A 19072-nucleotide genomic window follows, 5' to 3' on the forward strand; every position below is an offset into this window, starting at 1 on the left:
AAAATAAATAATGTGTACCCATTCACAAATGATTCACAACAATAAAAAAATAGAGTGCTAAAATAAATAATAACCAAAATCTAAAAAAGGAGAAACATTATGTCTAATATCAGTGATAAAAAAAATCTAAATTCATTACGTTCATTGTTTATTGCTATCTTATGCATTTTTTCTCTACTTGCCTTTACAAACACATCGCTAATTGCAGAAGCAAGTGGTAGTTCTACACTATCTTATTGGACCGATTCGGCGCCAGGAAAAACACAGCTTCAGAGTTATATGGCTCAGATTACGGACAGAAATAGTCAGTATTATATTCCTGTTGAAGACAGAATAGCCGTGTTTGATTTGGATGGTACACTATGCTGCGAAACTGATCCTGTGTACTTTGATCATCAGCTTTTGGTGTATAGAGTTTTCGGTGATCCTACTTATAGAGATAAGGCTACAGAGTTTGAGAAGGCTACAGCTTTAAAGGTTGTTGAATTTGCAAATACGGGAGTTTATCCGGAGACCCTTAATGTGGAGCATGGTCAGGCAATCGCCTCAGCTTTTTCTGGTATGACTGTGGATGAGTTTAAGGCTTATGTGAAGGCCTTTGCAAACACTCCTATGAGCGGATATTCAGGAATGACCAAGGGCGAGGCATTCTATCAGCCAATGGTTCAGGTTATTAATTATTTGCAGGATAATGATTTTACAGTTTATGTAGTTTCTGGTACAGATAGATTGATTTTGAGAGGATTGCTAGAAGATAATCTTCCAATTCCTTCTAATCAGATTATTGGTTCTGATGAAACGCTTGTGGCTACGAATCAAAATGGCGAGGATGGATTAACCTATCAATTAACAGATGATGACTCCCTTGTATTAGGTGGGGAATTCCTTATAAAGAATCTTAAGATGAACAAGGTTACTGCTATTATGCAGGAAATCGGTAAGCAGCCTGTTCTTTCCTTTGGAAATAGCTCTGGTGATTACAGTATGGCTAAATTTGTTGTTACAGACAATAAATACCAGAGCCTTGCATTTATGCTATGCTGCGATGACACAGAAAGAGAAAATGGCAAGATTTCCTCTGCAGAAAAAATGTATGAAAAATGTGCCGAAGAAGGTTGGATTCCAGTTTCAATGAAAAATGATTGGACCACCATTTACGGTGCAGGAGTTACTAGAATACAACAATAATACAGATTGAGCCAGCTCATTGAGCTGGCTCTTTTTAAATTCCTATAATCTCTTTTTTCTAATTAAATCCAACGAGCGTTTGTAAGCTTTTCATCCTTGATGACTGTATCCTTCATGCATGCTACAGCCTTATCAAGTCCTTCATCAAGACTCATAAGTGAATCTTCGTGCTCGATACACATTACCTTGTCATAGCCAACCATTCTAAGGTTTGAAATGATGTCATTCCAGTAGAGACGGTCGTTTCCATAACCACATGAACGGAAAATCCATGAGCGGTTGATTTCGTCTGCATATGACTTTGTATCAAGTACTCCGTTGAGGCGTGTGTTATTTTCGTCGATTCTAGTATCCTTTGCATGTACGTGGAAAATAGCATCCTTTAAAGCACGGATAACAGTTACTGGGTCCATGCCCTGCCAGATAATGTGGGATGGATCAAAGTTACATCCGATTTCTGGGCCAACAGCTTCACGAAGCTTGAGCAATGTCTGAGTGTTGTATACACAGAAGCCTGGATGCATTTCTAAGCCAATTTGAGTTACTCCATGTTCCTTTGCAAATTTTACAAAATTCTTCCAATATGGGATGAGAACTTCATTCCACTGGTAATCTAATATTTCACCAAAGTCATTTGGCCATGGGCATGTAACCCAGTTAGGGTACTTTGCACCTTCAAAGTCACCAGGGCATCCTGAGAAGCATTCGATATTGTGAATACCGTATTTTTCCGCCATAAGAACAGCATCGCGCATAGCCTTGTCTGATTCTGCTGCAAACTCCTTGTTTGGATGAACAGGGTTTGAGTGGCAAGAGAAACCTGATACAGTTATTCCAGTGTCATCAAGAGCCTTTTTCCACTCAGCATAAGCAGCTTCATCATTTAAAAGCACATCGGCATCGCAGTGGTCCTTTCCAGGGTATCCACCTACACCTACCTCAACACACTGAATTCCTTTTGACGCAAAATATTCAAGAGCCTCTCTCCAAGGTAAATCTCCTCTAACATTTGAACAAACACCTATTTTCATTTGATAATCCTCCTAGATATTCCAACCTTTTTCTTACTTATAATTTTAGTTATTGGCTAACTGTTGGAATATATAAAGGTTTCTTTATTTTTACATTTTATTGCAAAAGAAAATCAGGCCACCTATATGATGACCTGACTTGTGCAATTAAATCTTTATTTTTTTGCAACTAATGGCTTTGTTGCTTATTTTATAAGTTCTGCTATGGCTATGGCCGAATCTCCCTGATTTGAAATGGAAATAAGGATATCACTGGCACCTATATCATTTAATATCTTAAGGAGTTCTATCGATGGCACAAATTTTGGTGCTCCATTTGGCATTCTCCTTGTTTCCACTTGTCTAAAATCAAATTCGATATCTGTGAAATTGCCGCAAATAGCTTTGAAGACAGCTTCCTTAACTGCAAACCTTCCTGCTAAAAACTGGTAAAAATCAGACGTGGCATTAGCATCCTCTTTTTCTCCATCAGTGTAGGTTTTGTCAACGAAAGCGCCGTGTGTCCTCTCGTCTAAATCCTTTATTTCACTTATCGATACCAGGTCAATTCCGACCCCTAGAACATTACTCATAGTCTACATTATACTGGAAAGCTAGGCCCATGCAAATTGCCTTCGGCAATGGGCCTGCTGTGGTAGACAGGCCACTCCCACAAGTGGGGCCCTCCTGTCTACTTTTTTTGTCCAAGTGCACGAACTGCAGAAATAATTACATTACCCTTAATCTCTGAAACAGGTGCCCCTCTTGAGCAATCACATACAATGCTGTTGAAGCCCTGAAGCATTGGTCCGTAAGCATCTGCATGCCCAAACTGCTGAATAAGCTTAACTGCTGTGTTACCTACGTTAAGATCTGGCCAGATAAGAACATTTGCCTTACCTGCAACCTTGCTCTCGCGATTTACCTTCTTTGCTGCTACTGCAGGAACAATAGCTGCATCAAGCTGGAACTCACCATCAATATCAAGGTCTGGACGCTTCTCATTTGCAATTGCAAGAGCTTCCTTAACCTTGTCGATAAGCTCACCCTGACCTGAACCAAGTGTTGAATAGCAAACCATTGCACATCTTGGCTCCCAATCAAGAAGTCCCTTAACTGTATCGCATGCTGAAATAGCAATATCAGCAAGCTGCTCCGCTGATGGATTAGTACATACTGCACTGTCACCAACTGCAAGAAGCTGTCCTTCGCTTCCCTGGAATCCTGGAATATCGCAAAGTCCGATTGATGAAACTGTGCTGATGCCTTCCTTAAGACCGATAATCATCTGTCCTGCAAGAAGAACATCTCCTGTTGTGTTATCAATACCAGCAAATGTAACATCTGCCTCGCCAACAGCCTGCATAGCCATTGCGTAATAAAGTGGATTCTCCATACGACGTCCAAGTGCCTTTTCCTTAAGAACAGTATTAGGCAATGCAACATATTTTGCAACAACGTCATTCTTATAAGCTTCGTCAGCGATATCTACGATTGTAAATACTGACTCGTCATAGCCTCTCTCAGCTATGAGCTCTTTGATGCGAGCACTGTTACCAACAAGTATAGGAACAATGTATCCTTCCTGTCCACACTCGTAAGCGGCTTGCATCATTTTCTCATTCTCGGCTTCTGGGAACGCAACCTTTTGAGGGTTGGCCTTAGCCTTCTCGTAAATCTTATCAAGTACGCTCATGATTTTCTCCTTTTATATTTTAGGAATTACATTTCCTTTGGAACCCGAGCCATTAAAGTTTCCTACGGAAAGGCTCGGGGTTGGAACTCGAATTTGTTTCACAAATTAGAGTTCGTTTTCAACCTTATCAACAAGTTCTCCGATTGTTGCACAAGCTGCTGCATCCTGAAGTGCAATCATAGCGTCAAGCTCGTTCTCGATTTCAGATACAAGGCCTACCATAAGTACTGATGCACCCTTAAGGTCATCCTTAAATGTTGTCTCCATTGAAAGACCTGCTGCATCAACGTTATAGCATTTTGCTACCATCTCAATAATCTGTGCTTCTAATTCTTTTCTTTCCATTTCTTTACATCCTTTCTATTTGACGCCTGTTACGGTCACAAGCCTTAGTGTTTCTCCGGTCGACAGCACGTCTCCCTTGAGAAACCTAAGAGCTTGTTACCTACAGGCTCCTTTACCAAAACAATTCAAATAAGTACAACTTATTTCGACTTTTCGTTTTACTGTAAATACTTTTCGTCGAGATCGAAAACTACTGTCTTGTAGCCGTCACGCTGGTAGATTGCTGCGTGTACATCAAGTGGAAGCTTGTCAAGAAGCTCCTTACGAGACTTCTTTGAGATGCCACGTACTACTGCGTTAAGACGAGAGCCTTCTTCAAGCTCGATTTCGCCATAAGCAAACTTACCAAGAGCCTTGTACTCTGGCTTTGATGAAAGAGCTGCTGGCATAACGATTGAATGCATTTTTGCATTACCAGAAATCTCATACCACTCTGTCTCAAGATTACCGCATGAGTTGCATGCATATACTGGTGGGAATTCTACAGCGCCACACTTAGGGCACTTTCTACCACAAATTTTTCCTTCTTCAAGGCGATCATAGAAGCCCTGAACGACTTTTTCTAACTTAATTGCCATTTCGACACCTCCAATTAATCGATTGTTCTAATGATATAAGTACAGATATTCTGAGCTCCGCCGTATCCACGTAACATAGCTGTCTTTGGAAGCTTCTTAACCTGTCTCTCACCACACTCGCCACGCATCTGCTTTACGCATTCGTAAAGGTCAGCAAGACCTGATGCTGCATGAGCATGACCAAATGAAGTTCTACCACCATTAGTATTAATTGGCTTGTCTCCATCGTAAGCTGTTCTACCTTCGCAGATGTACTTCCAGCCCTCACCATATGGTAAGTAGCCAGCGATTTCTGCTGATACAAGGTGTGATGTGATGATGAAGTCGTTTGCATAGAAGATATCGATTTCTTCTGGCTTGCACTCTGTTACTTCGTATACCTGACGAACTGCTTCTTCTGTTGCTCTAACTTCGAAGTGAGGTGTTGTAGCCTCGCAAGCTGCACAACCGCAACCAAGAACTTCGATTGGCTTATGGTTCTTGTTGCCCATGTATTTGTCTACCATATCTGTAGCACAAACGATAACTGCTGCTGCACCGTCACACTTAAGCTCGATACCACTCATTCTAAGGAAGTCACCGTTCTTTGGGTTGTATGGGCTACGCATGTAATCCATAACATCATCAAAGCCAGCTTCCTTAGCAATCTCTTCATATGTACGACGCTCGATAGCAAGCTCGTCCATAGAAGCGTTCTTTCTATTGTTGATTGACATATGGTTGATTGTATCATCCATCTGCTCATCTGTAAGTCCACGTGTTCTCTTGTACCACTCAGCAGCATCATCATAGATAAGCTCCTGACCAGCCATAAGTGAACGTGTGTAAGTTCTATCGTAGAGCCAAGCTGTTGTCTGGAGGAATTTCTCCATTGTAAGCTTTTCTCTCTTGTATGGGTGATTTCCGATTGCACAGCTATCACCAAACTCAACACAACCTGAAAGTACGCAGTTGTACTTACCAGATGCTACTGCGTTAACAGCCTGCTCAATTGCATAGTAACCTGTACAGCAAGCCTCTGAATGGTGGATAGAAGCCTTTCCCTTCATACCAAACCAGTTAGCAATCTGTACGTTTGGTGTAAGGTAATCTGACTGGTGAAGTGGTGAAGCCTCACCATGGAAATAGAAATCAATGTCCTGTGGATTAACACCAGCATCTTCCATTGCCTTAAGTGCTGCGTATCCAAATAACTCTCCCTCTGTAAGACCGTCTGTTTCTGGATTATCAACTGTGTACATAAAAGGGGTACAGCCAACGCCGATAATAGAAACGCTACGAGAATACTTATTAACCTTTGTCTGATTCATCTCATAATCTCCTTTTTAATATAATCCGCTTTGTTACGGTCACAAGCCTTAGTATCTCTCCGTTCGACTAAAACGTCTCACTTGAGAGATCTAAGAGCTTGCTACCTACAAAGCTCATTTAAAGTCCTAATTAGTGTAAGGACTATTAAACACTTTTATACGTTATCAGGTGTCCAACATGGATCTCCCGTATATTCCTTAGCCTCTTCCTTGCCCTCCAGGACACGGATAGCGCCGGCAGCCATTGCCTCAAGCTCGAACTCTCCTGGGTATGCTGTAACTTCAGCGATCCATGAACAAGCATCTGTAATATCAGCAACAAGTTTCTTGTTGTGAACCATTCCACCGCCAAGAAGAATTCCATCAACCTGACCGTGAAGTACAGCTGCCATTGAGCCAATGTATCTGATAATCTGGTATGTCATTGTATCCCAGATAAGCTTTGCTTCCTTATCGCCTGCCTCAGCTCTATTGAATACTTCAAGAGCATCAGATGTGCCAAGATGGCTAACGAAACCACCAGTCTTTGTAGTAAGAGCAAGTGTCTCCTTCTTATCTGGATGATCATATGCGTATCTAATCATCTGTGCTGCTGGAACAGAACCGCAACGTGTTGGAGCCATTGGACCATCACCTGCAACGATGTCATTTCCATCAATCATTTTGCCCTTACGGTGTGCTGAAATAGAAATACCACCACCGATATGACAAACTATATAGTTTTTATCTTCGTACTTAACACCGCCCCGCTCACTATGTCTGATAGCAGTCTCCTTAAGGTTAAGTGCGTGTAAATGAGAATCTCTGTAGACTCCCTTGATGCCTGTCATTCTTGCTTCGAGGATAAACTCATCAGTATCTGGTGGGTTTACTACGAATGCTGGCTTGTTGTACTGTGAAGCAAACTCGTTTGCAATCTGTGAACCAAGCTGTGCTGGGTGCTGAATTCCATTAGCACCACGTCTTGCATGATCTAAGATAATGTCATTAACTCTGTATGTACCACCTTCTACCGCAAGAAGTCCGCCGCCTCGGCCTACGAAGGCATCAACTGTTGACAAATCAACTCCTGCTTTCTCAAGCTCTGCAAGGATAACTTCCTTTCTATATGGAAGCTGATCGCTAATGCTTGCGAATTCAGCAAGCTTTGCAGCATCATGAGAAACGTTAACTGAAAATTCAAGCTCTTCGCCGTTGAAGCAACCTACTTTAGTAGATGTAGAGCCAGGATTAATTGTTAAAATACGATAACTCATTTTATTCTCCTATCTCTGATAGTTTTTTATATGAATTAATTGTAGTTACAATCAAAATGAAATCATATTTTTACGTATATATATCTTTTTCATTTATTGCGAAATACAATCCCCAAAAATAAAAGGGTGCAACATTTAAAAGAAAAATGTTGCACCCTCATAAAACTCATGACTTTTAATATTTAAGTAAAATTACAGTGCTTAACTCTTTTTACTGCCCATTAGGCTGGATTGATAATTCCTCTGTACTCATGGTCTACAAAGTTTTCTGGTCTAGCAATATCAACAGCTGCAAGATATCCAGAACGTGTACACTGGTCAACCTGACCTGGCTTAATTGCATCACCAACGATGAATACCTCAGCATCTCCACAAGCTGCCTTTAACTCATCATAAGGAACTGTCTTCATTCCAAGAGCAAAAAGAATTGTGTCTGCCTCAAGTGTTTGCTCACCATCTGCATTTTCGATTCTTACACCATTTGGTAAAATCTCAAGACACTTTGTCTTTGGTAATGACTTCATGCCGCATCTTTCCATTTCCCAAACAAGAGCTTCACGATAGCTACCAAATGCCTCGTTAGCAACGCGGTCAAGCATCTCAACAACTGTTACCTCATGGCCCTGCTTCTGAAGGTTAAGACCAGTCTCGCATCCAACAAGACCGCCACCGATCATAACTACCTTCTTGCCTACCTTGAATGAATCATCATAAACTTCCATTGCCTGATGAGCATTCTCAATACCCTTGATTGGTGGGCATGATGGACGTGAACCAGTAGCAATAATTACTGTATCTGCACCGAAGTCCTTAATGAACTCTGGTGTAACCTCTGTGTTAAGACGAAGGTCAATATCACGCTTTTCAACCTCACGAATAAGAACATTCTTGAAGTTTCTAAGGTCTGGCTTGTCAATATCCTTATCTGTAAAGTAAAGAAGTCCGCCAAGTGTATCTGCCTTATCGCAAAGAGTTACCTTGTGACCTCTATCAAATGCTGTAATAGCAGCCTGCATACCTGCTGCGCCACCACCGATTACGAGAACCTTATTGCTCTTTACTGGAGCAGGAAGTGTCTCTGGGTCAAATGGTAAATGAGCAAGTGGGTTGATACGGCAATGTCCTACATAAAGAGCAAGCTCCTCACTTGTGAATGGTAAATCTGTGTAGCCTTCCTCTGGAGAACCTGGGAAGCAAAGGTAGCAGCGTAAGCATCTACGAATGCAATCTGAATCTCCGCAAGCGCACTTATTAGCAAACTGTGGATCAGCAAGCATCTGACGACCAAGAATAATGAAATCAATCTTGCCCTCTGCAATTGCCTTTTCACCCATCTCTGGTGAGTTGATACCACCAACGGCACCTACTGGAAGCTTTGTATATTTCTTAATAATAGAAGCTGGCTCAATGTTAAGTCCGTGCTCATGGAACATAGAGCTCTCTGTACCAGACTTAACTGAATCCTCGTAAATACCACATGTTACGTGAACAGATGTGATGTAGTCCTCTACCCAGCTAATAAATCTTCCTGTCTCATCTGGAGTAATACCACCCTCCTGATGATCTGTTCCATCGATACGAAGCTCAATCAAGAAGTCAGGGCCAACTGCCTCACGCATAGCCTTGATAATCTGGATTGGGAACTTAGCACGGTTTTCAAGTGATCCGCCGTACTCATCAGTTCTTGTGTTCATAAGTGGGCTTAAGAACTGTGTAAATAAGAAGCCGTGTCCACCATGGATGAGGACACCATCAAAGCCTGCCTTCTGCATATATGTAGCAGCTACAGCAAAGTCATTTGCGATACGGTCCATATCATCCTTTGTCATTGGACGAACATGTACGCCTGCAAGGTTTGTGCACTCAACTGGTCCAATTGCCTCTTCCTCTGGTCTAAATGGAACCTTTTCTTTTCCACAGTGAACAAGCTCTGCAAGTGCGATACAATCATGAGACTTAATACGCTTTGCATACTCTGCCACTGCGTTAAATGTATCCATATCCTCTTCTGGCTTAGCAAAATCAAATGGTCTAAAACCAGGGATACGTACAGCGTCCTTGAAGTTGACGTCTGTTTCACCTACGATTACGCATGCATTTCCGCCTGCTGCACCACTCTCGAGCTTTCTATATGTAAAATCTCTAGCCTCTGGATTCTGTACGATAAGACCAAATGCCATTGGTGCACTTACGATACGGTTCTTGTAAGTTACATTTCCTACTTTCATAGGACTCATTAAATGTTCGAATTTCATAAAATATTTCTCCTTCCAAACGGAATTAGATTCCCTTGAATGTCTTGTTCTTGTATCTGCCAATCTTGCTAGCAACGATTTCCTTATTTTCAGGATTTTCAAAGAATCCACCCTGTGTATGAGCAATCTCCTCAAGATGCTTTGCACGACCAGCTACAGTAGTTCTGTCCTTTAAGAGACCATCCTTCTGGATAACGAATTTCCACTTTCCATCTGCTGTCTGCTCAAGGTTTCCACCTGCTCCACAAACCTGACACTCGATTGGATAATGAAGTCCATCCCACTGCATCTCACCGAGTACTAAAGCGTTAGAGTGGCAGTTTGGACACCATCCCATGTCCTCTTCACCAAGCCATCCTCTTTCTTCAACTGGTGTATTAACAGCCTTGATGATGTTCTCACCCATCTTGTGAGCTCTTGCAATAAGGTCATCATTAAGAAGTACCTGTGCAGGACCTGGAACTCTTGTTGCAAGCATCATATCTACAACCTGCATATCTGTTGTAAACATTGTTGCCTGAAGTCCTTCAAGTGCCATTGACTGCCATGCTCTTGTAGAACCACCAACTGAAATAAGACCAGCCACACGATCCTTGTGCTGGATTGCACCAATTGTCTCAAGGAATGCTGTCTCATAGCTTAAGCTACGCTGAGCAAATGTAAGATAGTTTGATGCAGGCATTAAATCATATGTAGGAACTGAATAGATTACAGCATCCTGATTTAAAAGTGTCTCCATGATTTTCTTCTTGTCATCCTTTTTATCAAGAACGCATCCTACGTTCTTACCCTGTGACATTCCGATAGTACATGAAGTACATCCGATACAATCCATAAGGTTGTAATCTCTAAGGTTAATCATTGTGACCTCTGCGCCTGCCTCCTCGCATGCAATGAGGGCTTCCTTTAATAAAATCTCGCTGTTACTGTCTTTTCTTCCGGCAGCAACACCCATAACTTTGATTGCCATTATTCTAATTTCTCCTTTTACGTTTTGACTTTGATAAAAATATAACAATCTTTTATATTAACTGCATCCGTCAGAAATAGGAAATTTGATAAGATTTATCAATTACTTTTCCGACAAACGTCTGATATAATAAAACAGTTGAAAGGAGAGGATTATGAGCGAGCATTATCCTAATTTAATCAATTTTGATGAAATAATAGACAGCTATTCTAAAGGTGAAATTTCAGACAATTGTCTAATAGATACAGTAAAGAGCTATCGTGAAATGCAAAAACAAAAGGATCAGCTTTTTGACGCACTTAGGAAAGGGTGTGGTTTACAGGAGCTTCTTAAAATAGCATACAAATTCGTTGGCAATCCTTTTACCCTTGTAGATAGTAGTTATTCAATTTTAGCTTCCTATCCTACCGTTTCCGATGAGCGTACACTAGAAATCAAAAACAATCGACTTTCTATCAAAAATGTTTTCTCAAATGATATGAAGGTTAACAAGATTACAGAGCGTATTTATCACAGCATTTATCCCTTCACTTCAAAGATTGAGGACTTTCCTTATGACTGGGTATTTGAAAGCATCCGAATCAATCAAGCAGTTGTTGGGTACATTTGTTGCCGTGGTATCAATAAAGAATTTTCAGAAGAGGATTTAGCTTTTATTCATGATTTATCAAAAACTATATCTGTAGAGCTGCAAAAGGATTTCAGCTTCAGCAATCCTAAGGGAATTAAATATGACCACTTTTTCAAGGAATTGTTTTTGAAGCATTTTGATAATGAAGAAAACATAAAAAACCAATTGAAATTATTTGGCGTGAAGCCTGAGAGCAACTATTATTTATTGGCTTTTGATTTCATCAGCTCCTCGGAGAGGGTTCTATCGCCGGATTACTATTGTAATCAGATTATGTCCATTCTCACTAATTCGGTGACAGGTACATACAACGGTATAATTATTACTTTAGTGCCGACTCACACATTAAAGCCTTACTCTGAAGAAAACCGGGAACGACTTGTCACCTTCCTACAAATGAACAATATGATAGCTACTTTAAGCTTCGTATTTACGAATCTAATGGAGAGCCATACCTATTTTGATCAGTGCCAAAGTATGCTCACATTATTTGAACCATCCGATATTACTGACCGAATACTGCTGTATGGCGACTATTGCTTCCGTCATATTTCAAACATTATAGACAATCCTGAGGTTCTCCAGGCTTCTATTCATCCTGCTTTGAAATTCATTAAAAAATATGATGAGGAAAACGAAACCGAATATCTGCTTACATTACAAACCTACATACAAAAAAATAGAAGTGCTCCCGCTGCTGCAGAAGCACTCCATATTCATAAATCAACATTCTTCTATCGAATCGAAAAAATGAAATCATTATTCGGAATCGATATAAGTAATCCCGATAACATGTTTGCCTACGAGATTTCTCTTAAGCTGATGAAGATTTCAAAATAGTATTCAATTAATAAAAGCTTGGACCATAGTTTAGTCCAAGCTTTCATTTTGTTTAAATATTATTTTGCAACGTTGCCGTTAGCATTCTCATCTACTGGCCATACCCCTGGGTTGAAGTCAGCATATGGCTGCTTAAGCTCCTTAAGGTTCTTAATAGTACCTGAAGGCTGAGCCTGAGTCTTAATCTCTGTAGAGTGCTCAAGCTTTCCACCCCAACGAAGTCTTGAGCGATCAAGCTCTTCCTGTGTGTAGTTCATTACGAACTTGCCATCAACAATATCAAATGTTCCACGGCTGCCGCATACTAAGCAAGATGCTGTTTTCTTATCATGAGAGAACTGGATAAGTCTTGTGTGGCAGATTGGGCATGTACCCTCTTCCTCTCCACGGAACTTAATTCTTTCTTCTTCATCCTCAGCGTTAATAGAAGCAACGATGTTCTTACCTACCTGTGTCATTCTCTCCATCATATCTGGGTTACCAGCAACGTTCTCGCATGCCATAGCTCCGTAGTACTCAACTGTATCTACTACATCGATAGCCATTGGGAATGTGAACTCATACATCATTGGAAGTGTAAGTGCAATCCACTCCTCTGTCATAGCGCCACCAACTGAAATAAGAGCTGCTGAACGCTTCTTGAATGCACGTGCATCTGGAAGCTGCTCCTCTGGAACACCAGCTGCCTTGCCTTCATCATATCTAGCCTTTCTGAATGTGATATCATGGCTAGGTCCAATTCTATCGCAGATAGTCTTGAATCTACCTGTTACAGATGTCTCATATGTTGGACATGCAAGGATAACAGCGTCTGACTGCATAACTGCTTCATCAAGGATATCGAAATCATCATGCTTTACACAGTATCCACGTCCACGACCAGACATCATACCGATAACACAAGCAATACATCCTGTACAGTTGTTAATATCAAGATCATCAGCACGAAGGAAAGCTACATCACAACCTTCTCTCTCGCACTCCATGAGGGCTTCTTTAACCATAACATCGCAGTTGCTCATCTTACGGCCAAAAGAAATACCAAGAACTTTTTTCTTTTCCATAAATTAATCTTACCTCCGGGTTATATACTTCTTATACTGATAATATATCTCATTAAATAGTAGTCCACTTTAAAAATGTTGAGCCCATATTTGTCATATTTTGCAACCAAATTTGATTGTTAAATTATTTGCAATATTTTTTCCATGTTTATTGCATTTAAAGTTTTTTGTCACATTTATTTGTTATAATAGTGATGGATATAAGTAGACACATGATTTGGAGTATGTATATGCACAAATTATTAAAAACAATATCATTAATATCTATATTAATTCTGTTATTTACCGCCTGCTCGTCCAAAGAAGTTTCCAATCTTTCTCAGGAAAGCGAACCGGTTCCTCAGTCTGCAACCACCTATACTGGCGAAGACGTAAAAACCATTGGTATAAGTATGCCCGCAGCACAATTAGAAAGATGGCATATTGATGCAGATCTTCTCAAAACCTTATTCGAAGATGCCGGCTATAATGTTTTACTCTCCTATGGAGATAATCTTATTGACGCTCAGATAAATGATATTAATCAAATGATAGATCAAGGTGCTCAGCTTTTAATTATTTCCCCTGTAGATTCAGATTCCCTAGGTCCGTGTATAGAAAATGCTAATAAGAAAAATATACCTATTGTTGCCTACGACAGACTTATTTATCATAACCCGAATTTGCTTGCTTACGTGAGCTACGATAATTATATGGTTGGCCAACTTCAGGCTCAATATATTGTAGATGCTTTAGATTTAGATAATATAGATAGTGACAGATGCTTCAATCTTGAGATTTTTTCTGGTGACTCAGCAGATAACAATGCAATTTATTTCTATGATGGAGCTATGTCGATACTTTCATCATATATAAACGATGGTAAATTAAAGGTTTTATCAAACCAAACATCCTTCTATAGCACATCAATTTCCTCTTGGGATACTGAGTTGGCATGTGAACGAATGGAAATTATGCTATCTAGTTACTATGGAACCAATCAACAGTTAAATGCCGTGCTAGCAGCCAATGATTCCATAGCATTAGGCGTATGTGAAGCCATTGATTCCTCGTACAATAAAGATAATCAGATTATAATAACAGGTCAGGATTGTGACTCCTGCAATATTCAAAACATAAAAGATGAAAAACAATCTATGAGTATTTATAAAAATTTAAATAATGAAGCTTATGCAACATTTTGTATTGTGCAGAATTATTTAAATGGAGTTTCTACAGGGGACGATTTAACCAAAGGTTATGATTTAGATTTTACTATCCGCCGGGACTCCGACACCTATGTAAGTGATAATGTTTATATTACTTCGTATTTACTGTCACCGATGGTGGTAACTAATGCTAATATAGATAAAGTATTGTGAGATCACCAAAAAAGAAGTGACAGTTTTCAATAATACCAACTGACACTTCTCATTTTTTATATTTTTATATTCTTATATAACGTATATCCGTTTCTTCCTTCTTCTTTTGTTCTATAAAGTGCTTTATCCGCCAATGATAAAACCTTAGCCGGATTATCCGTATCCTCAGGATATGCAGCCGCCCCCATAGACAAAGTAATATCAACCTCGCCTTGAGATGTAGCAATAGGATTTTTCATGACCAACTGCAGTTTCTCACATACATGTGCGCAATTCTCTGCCTGAGCATTTTTCTTAAAAATTAGAAATTCATCTCCACCAATTCTAGCAGCAGTAGAATCATTTTCTTTTGCAACAGCATCAAGTCTGTTAGCAAGTTCTATTAATACTTCATCACCTACTAGATGCCCCAAATTATCATTAATATCTTTAAAATAATCTAAATCCACCATTATGAGACCATATGACTCATTTTGAGCGGTTGTAGTCTTTATCTGTCGATTTATGCTAAGTCTATTTGGAATTCCTGTTAATGCATCTTTGTTAACAAGAATTTTTCTCTTACCATTTGATATGGCAAGCAATATTATGATAATCAAAAGCAAAAAACATACAAGGATAGTTAGATTTGCTATGGCAGTATTATCTCTATACCAAGATACGATAGTTGTTCTCTCGTTTATTATAATGGCATCTTTTGGTATATCTAAAATATTGATGCCATATTTATCCATCATTGCCTGTTCAAAATAAGTATTTGTAACTGTTTCTGTTACAAGCTCAATCTCATCAGTTTCAGATTCAGATAGAATCTGAGCTGCCATTTGTCCAGCAATTTTGCCCGCATCATAAAAAGAGTAAGAGACTCCCCCTAATACACCATTTCCTATATCAGCTGATGATACTCTGAAAATTGGAATATCTTCCGCATATGTAGCTATAAATTTCGTAGCTGTATCCAATGCGTATATATTTTTTTCTCCATCCTCAAGAAAATCAAGGTATAAAATAATATCTGTATCGCCCAATTCACTAAGATATTGTTCTATGCCCTCTCTGGAATATCTCGAAGTGTTGAGGACTCGATAATCCTGTTCTGGATGATTTGCGATAAATTCTCTAAACTGAACAAACTCACCCTGACCAGTATTTGTGCCATCAACTATGGCTACTATTGTGGTCCTCTCTGGAAAGAGTGACTTCATCAGCTCATAGTTGGCTTCATAATCTGGAACCTCTGCCACACCAGTGACACCATCTAACACATCTGCAGTCTGGGCATCAGCGATTGAGTTGACCCCCATAAACACAATAGGAATATCCTTAAATATTGTATCTCTATGATTAATTGCAAATCTAAGGGCAGAATCATCAGCTGTTATGATTAAATCATAGGGTTCTTGTTTTGAAAGCTTGTATGTAAGATAGTCCTCAAAATTTACAATATCCTCTGCTGTGTAAAACTTTTTAGAATCCATTGATTCATAGGTTATTTCATAATCTAGTTTGTAATCATCCGAAGATAAGCCTGCCTCTATTCCATCCATTTCATCAGAAACTATTTCATAGGAATAGTTATAAGATAAAATGCACAAAATACGATATGGATCCACCTGGTTTGTTTTCGCGCTCACGGGCATAAATCCCCCTATAAACGTCGAAAGCATCACTATGATAATTGTGCAAACAGCTATCAATTTTCGTCTCATAAAGATTCCACAACCCTTAATTTTTGAAAGCAAGCCTTACATTATATTTTCCAGCACAAATCTAACTTTATTATATCCCAAATAACTCCTAAAATACAATTACGAGGGTCACAAGAGTGACCCTCGCTAAAAATTTTAACTATTTATTTTACTCAGCCTGTTCAGCACGCTTTGCATTTCTCTCTGTAAGACCATCTCTTACCTTATCCATGTAACCCGGCTTATCAAGGTTGTAGATAAGAAGTGGAATGATACCAAGTAGGAATACGATACCTGGAAGAAGGTTTGCACACATGTTGATACCAAACTCAGTATGTGCGATCTGCTCTGTAAGTGTAGCAATTACTCCTGGATCTGTAGCTTCCTCTAACTGTGCTCTAACACCGAATAAGCTATCATATCCGTAAAATCCCATGATAAGAAGGAAGATTGAGTTTGCAAGAGCTGTACCCATCTTTGTAGCCATTCCTGAGAATGAGAATGCCATACCATCATTTCTATAACCATACTTAAGATCGAAGTCATCGATAGCATCAACAACCATACCTGATCCTGAAGGTCCTGCAATGTATCCAAGTCCATAGATAACCATCATTACGAAGTTGAATGGAATGCTCTTTGATGGACCAAAGAAGATGATAATAAGTGCAAGGCCCTGAATGAGCATTGAGATGATACCTGTATTTCTCTTACCAAACTTCATACAGAACTTAGGAGCAAATGGCATTACGATTGTACCTACAATCATCTGCATCATCATGAAAATTGTAATGTATTCAAAGTTTTGTACAACGTGCATATAGAAGTATACTGCAACAGAAATACGACCAAGCATACCGAACATGTTCATTAAGCTGTACATAAGAGCACATACAAGGTTTCTGTTCTTTGCGATAAGCTTGAGACCTTCGATAATACTTCCCTGTTCACTCTTCTTAACATCAATTCTTTCTTTTGAAAGTGCTGCAACTGCCCAGAACATTGGAAGTGCAATAAGTGCAAGAAGGATAGCTGTTGACTGGTAACCAGCAGCCTGATCACCTTTACCAAACCATACAACAAGACGAAGTACGAAGAGGTTAAGGATGATTTGACCAATTGTCATACCCATCATCTGAGCTGCGTTTAATCTATTGATTTCCTTAGGGTCACGTGTCATTACAACTGGCATTGCAAGGTATGGTACATTTGTCATTGTGTATGACATACCAAGACCGATGTATGTAATGTAAGCATAAGCAAGCTTAGCTGGACCGCCAAAGCCAGGTACTGTAAATGTAAGAATAGTAAAGATTACAAGGAATACTGCACCTACTACGATGTAAGGACGGAATCGACCGTGCTTTGTGTGAGTACGCTCCATGAGTGTACCCATCATTGGATCATTAATAGCATCCCAAACCTTAGCAATTAGCATAAGGAGTGCAACTGCACCTGTTCCTAAACCGAATACGTCGGTGTAGAAAAGTGAAAGATAAGTACTTACCATTGTCCATGAAAGCTGAGAAGCAAAGTTACCCATACCATAGACAAAATAGTTGATTGGCTTCAAAGGAGCCATACCATACTGGTTCACTTTAGTGATACCAGATTTTGCAGATGTGCCTGCCATGTTAGTAGTATCCATTTCTAATTCCCCCATAGAATCCGCCTCATTTATAATATCTAGTTGGTTTGGTATCACTTTGTTATACTCACCAAACCAACAAGATATTATTAAATTCGGCTCACTTAATATAATGTTTCTATATCAGAGGTGCAATTTTTCAGTGGATGGCACCTCTTAATATCACTTTAGTTCCAATGAAGATCGAAGTTCTTGTACTTCTCCATCATCTTTGGAAGTGTATCCTTATTAGCCATAAGCTTTGGAACACATACAGTAATCATGTTCTGAATCTCGTTATAGTGCTCATAGATTCCGATAAGAGTGTTACGAGCTCTGTTCTTCTGCTCCTCTGAGAATTCTACTGTTACCTTATCTCCATCAACTGAGAGCTTTCCGTAAATACCGCAGATTGGGCACTCAACAGTTGTTGTACCGTTCATAGAAAGAAGTGGGTTGTGGCAAACTGGGCAAACGCCTTCTTCACCTACCCATGTATCAACCTCGTCATATGGCTTACCAAGTGATTCAGCTACTGCTGTACCAAGGTCTGCACACTTCTTCATAAGGTCCTTGTCAAATAATGGATGACCTGTACGTCCCTGATCATATGCATCTACGTGACCTACGCACTTCATGCAGAATGAGAATGAGAATAAATCAAGCATTGGAAGACCAAGTGCTACCCAGTTGTGAGTCTGAGCTCCACCAACTGAAATGTATCCAACATATCTATCCTTGAAATAACGCTCATCAAGAAGTGGCTTGCCTGCCTCTTGACGCTTCTTATTTTCCTCAATAAGAGCTGCTCTATCATGAGATGGGCCAAATCTATCAACAAAGTTCTTGAACTGACCTACGATACCAACTGCATATACTGGAGCTGCGATGATAATACCATCAGCCTCAAGGCACTTCTCCTCAAGAATATGGTAGTCATCCTTCATACAGCAGTGGATTTCTACATCACCCTTATCACGGCAACGGCTGCAATAATCGCAAGCACGACAGTGACCGATATTTAATCTAACTGTATTAATAAATTCAACCTCTGCTCCAGCTTCCTTTGCTGCAAAAAGAGCTTCCTTTACCATAACATCACTTCTTTGATCTATACGACCAAAGGAAATACCTAAAACTTTCATTCTATTCTCCTTTCACCACTTGAATGAATATGTGAACATTTTATGTCCAAATCCTTTTTCACACTTTATCTGATTTGGCAAATCTTCTTTACCAATTTAGTTCTAAAG

At 39.7% G+C, this 19072-nt stretch carries 16 protein-coding genes; 3 read left to right on the plus strand and 13 right to left on the minus strand.

Annotation, left to right across the window (positions count from 1 at the left end; all coding sequences use genetic code 11):
* Window positions 1–99 precede the first annotated feature (99 nt).
* Entirely contained in the window at window positions 100–1188 is a 1089-nt protein-coding gene (locus E7276_RS03805) for a haloacid dehalogenase-like hydrolase (protein ID WP_294213936.1), read from the plus strand.
* A gap of 62 nt (window positions 1189–1250) precedes the next feature.
* Here E7276_RS03805 and E7276_RS03810 read toward each other — a convergent pair whose 3' ends face one another.
* From E7276_RS03810 to E7276_RS03850, 9 genes are all read right to left on the minus strand, one after another.
* Window positions 1251–2219, minus strand: a complete 969-nt coding sequence (locus E7276_RS03810; RefSeq protein WP_294213938.1) for a sugar phosphate isomerase/epimerase family protein — start codon at window positions 2217–2219, stop codon at window positions 1251–1253.
* A gap of 185 nt (window positions 2220–2404) precedes the next feature.
* Window positions 2405–2791: a holo-ACP synthase gene (locus tag E7276_RS03815; protein ID WP_294213940.1), complete on the minus strand. Its 387-nt coding sequence runs from the start codon at window positions 2789–2791 to the stop codon at window positions 2405–2407.
* Between the two features lie 98 nt (window positions 2792–2889).
* Window positions 2890–3894 (minus strand): phosphate acyltransferase, encoded by a 1005-nt coding sequence (locus tag E7276_RS03820; protein WP_294213942.1) that lies wholly within the window; start codon window positions 3892–3894, stop codon window positions 2890–2892.
* A gap of 105 nt (window positions 3895–3999) precedes the next feature.
* Complete coding sequence (locus E7276_RS03825; protein WP_294213944.1) at window positions 4000–4239, minus strand: acyl carrier protein; 240 nt, start codon at window positions 4237–4239, stop codon at window positions 4000–4002.
* A gap of 158 nt (window positions 4240–4397) precedes the next feature.
* A complete protein-coding gene (locus E7276_RS03830) occupies window positions 4398–4817 on the minus strand; it encodes a Zn-ribbon domain-containing OB-fold protein (protein WP_294213946.1) in 420 nt (139 codons plus the stop codon).
* Between the two features lie 14 nt (window positions 4818–4831).
* A complete protein-coding gene (locus E7276_RS03835) occupies window positions 4832–6127 on the minus strand; it encodes a thiolase family protein (RefSeq protein WP_294213948.1) in 1296 nt (431 codons plus the stop codon).
* A 155-nt stretch (window positions 6128–6282) separates the two neighbouring features.
* The gene (gene buk / locus E7276_RS03840) at window positions 6283–7383 is read right to left on the minus strand and encodes a butyrate kinase (RefSeq protein WP_294213949.1); all 1101 of its coding nucleotides are present in this window, start codon (window positions 7381–7383) and stop codon (window positions 6283–6285) included.
* A 221-nt stretch (window positions 7384–7604) separates the two neighbouring features.
* Complete coding sequence (locus E7276_RS03845) at window positions 7605–9638, minus strand: oxidoreductase (RefSeq protein WP_294213951.1); 2034 nt, start codon at window positions 9636–9638, stop codon at window positions 7605–7607.
* 25 nt (window positions 9639–9663) lie between these two features.
* Window positions 9664–10608 (minus strand): flavodoxin family protein, encoded by a 945-nt coding sequence (locus E7276_RS03850; RefSeq protein WP_294213954.1) that lies wholly within the window; start codon window positions 10606–10608, stop codon window positions 9664–9666.
* A 154-nt stretch (window positions 10609–10762) separates the two neighbouring features.
* On the opposite strand from E7276_RS03850, the gene E7276_RS03855 reads away from it, so the two are divergent.
* Window positions 10763–12079, plus strand: coding sequence for a PucR family transcriptional regulator (locus tag E7276_RS03855; protein ID WP_294213957.1), 1317 nt, complete (start codon window positions 10763–10765; stop codon window positions 12077–12079).
* A 59-nt stretch (window positions 12080–12138) separates the two neighbouring features.
* Here the strand turns inward: E7276_RS03855 and E7276_RS03860 are convergent, their stop codons facing one another.
* Entirely contained in the window at window positions 12139–13143 is a 1005-nt protein-coding gene (locus E7276_RS03860; RefSeq protein ID WP_294213958.1) for an NAD(P)H-dependent oxidoreductase, read from the minus strand.
* 230 nt (window positions 13144–13373) lie between these two features.
* Between E7276_RS03860 and E7276_RS03865 the strand changes: the two genes are divergently transcribed.
* Window positions 13374–14504 carry a substrate-binding domain-containing protein gene (locus E7276_RS03865; protein ID WP_294213960.1) on the plus strand — a complete coding sequence of 377 codons (1131 nt, stop codon included), beginning with the start codon at window positions 13374–13376 and terminating at the stop codon, window positions 14502–14504.
* Between the two features lie 56 nt (window positions 14505–14560).
* On the opposite strand, the gene E7276_RS03870 is transcribed toward E7276_RS03865, so the two are convergent.
* From E7276_RS03870 to E7276_RS03880, 3 genes are all read right to left on the minus strand, one after another.
* Complete coding sequence (locus E7276_RS03870) at window positions 14561–16138, minus strand: ABC transporter substrate binding protein (protein WP_294213962.1); 1578 nt, start codon at window positions 16136–16138, stop codon at window positions 14561–14563.
* A gap of 223 nt (window positions 16139–16361) precedes the next feature.
* Window positions 16362–17855, minus strand: coding sequence for an MFS transporter (locus tag E7276_RS03875; RefSeq protein WP_294213964.1), 1494 nt, complete (start codon window positions 17853–17855; stop codon window positions 16362–16364).
* A 152-nt stretch (window positions 17856–18007) separates the two neighbouring features.
* Window positions 18008–18964, minus strand: a complete 957-nt coding sequence (locus tag E7276_RS03880) for a flavodoxin family protein (protein WP_294213966.1) — start codon at window positions 18962–18964, stop codon at window positions 18008–18010.
* Window positions 18965–19072 lie beyond the last annotated feature (108 nt).

Origin of the sequence: Pseudobutyrivibrio sp., from assembly GCF_015057185.1 — a bacterium.
GTDB lineage: Bacteria > Bacillota > Clostridia > Lachnospirales > Lachnospiraceae > Pseudobutyrivibrio.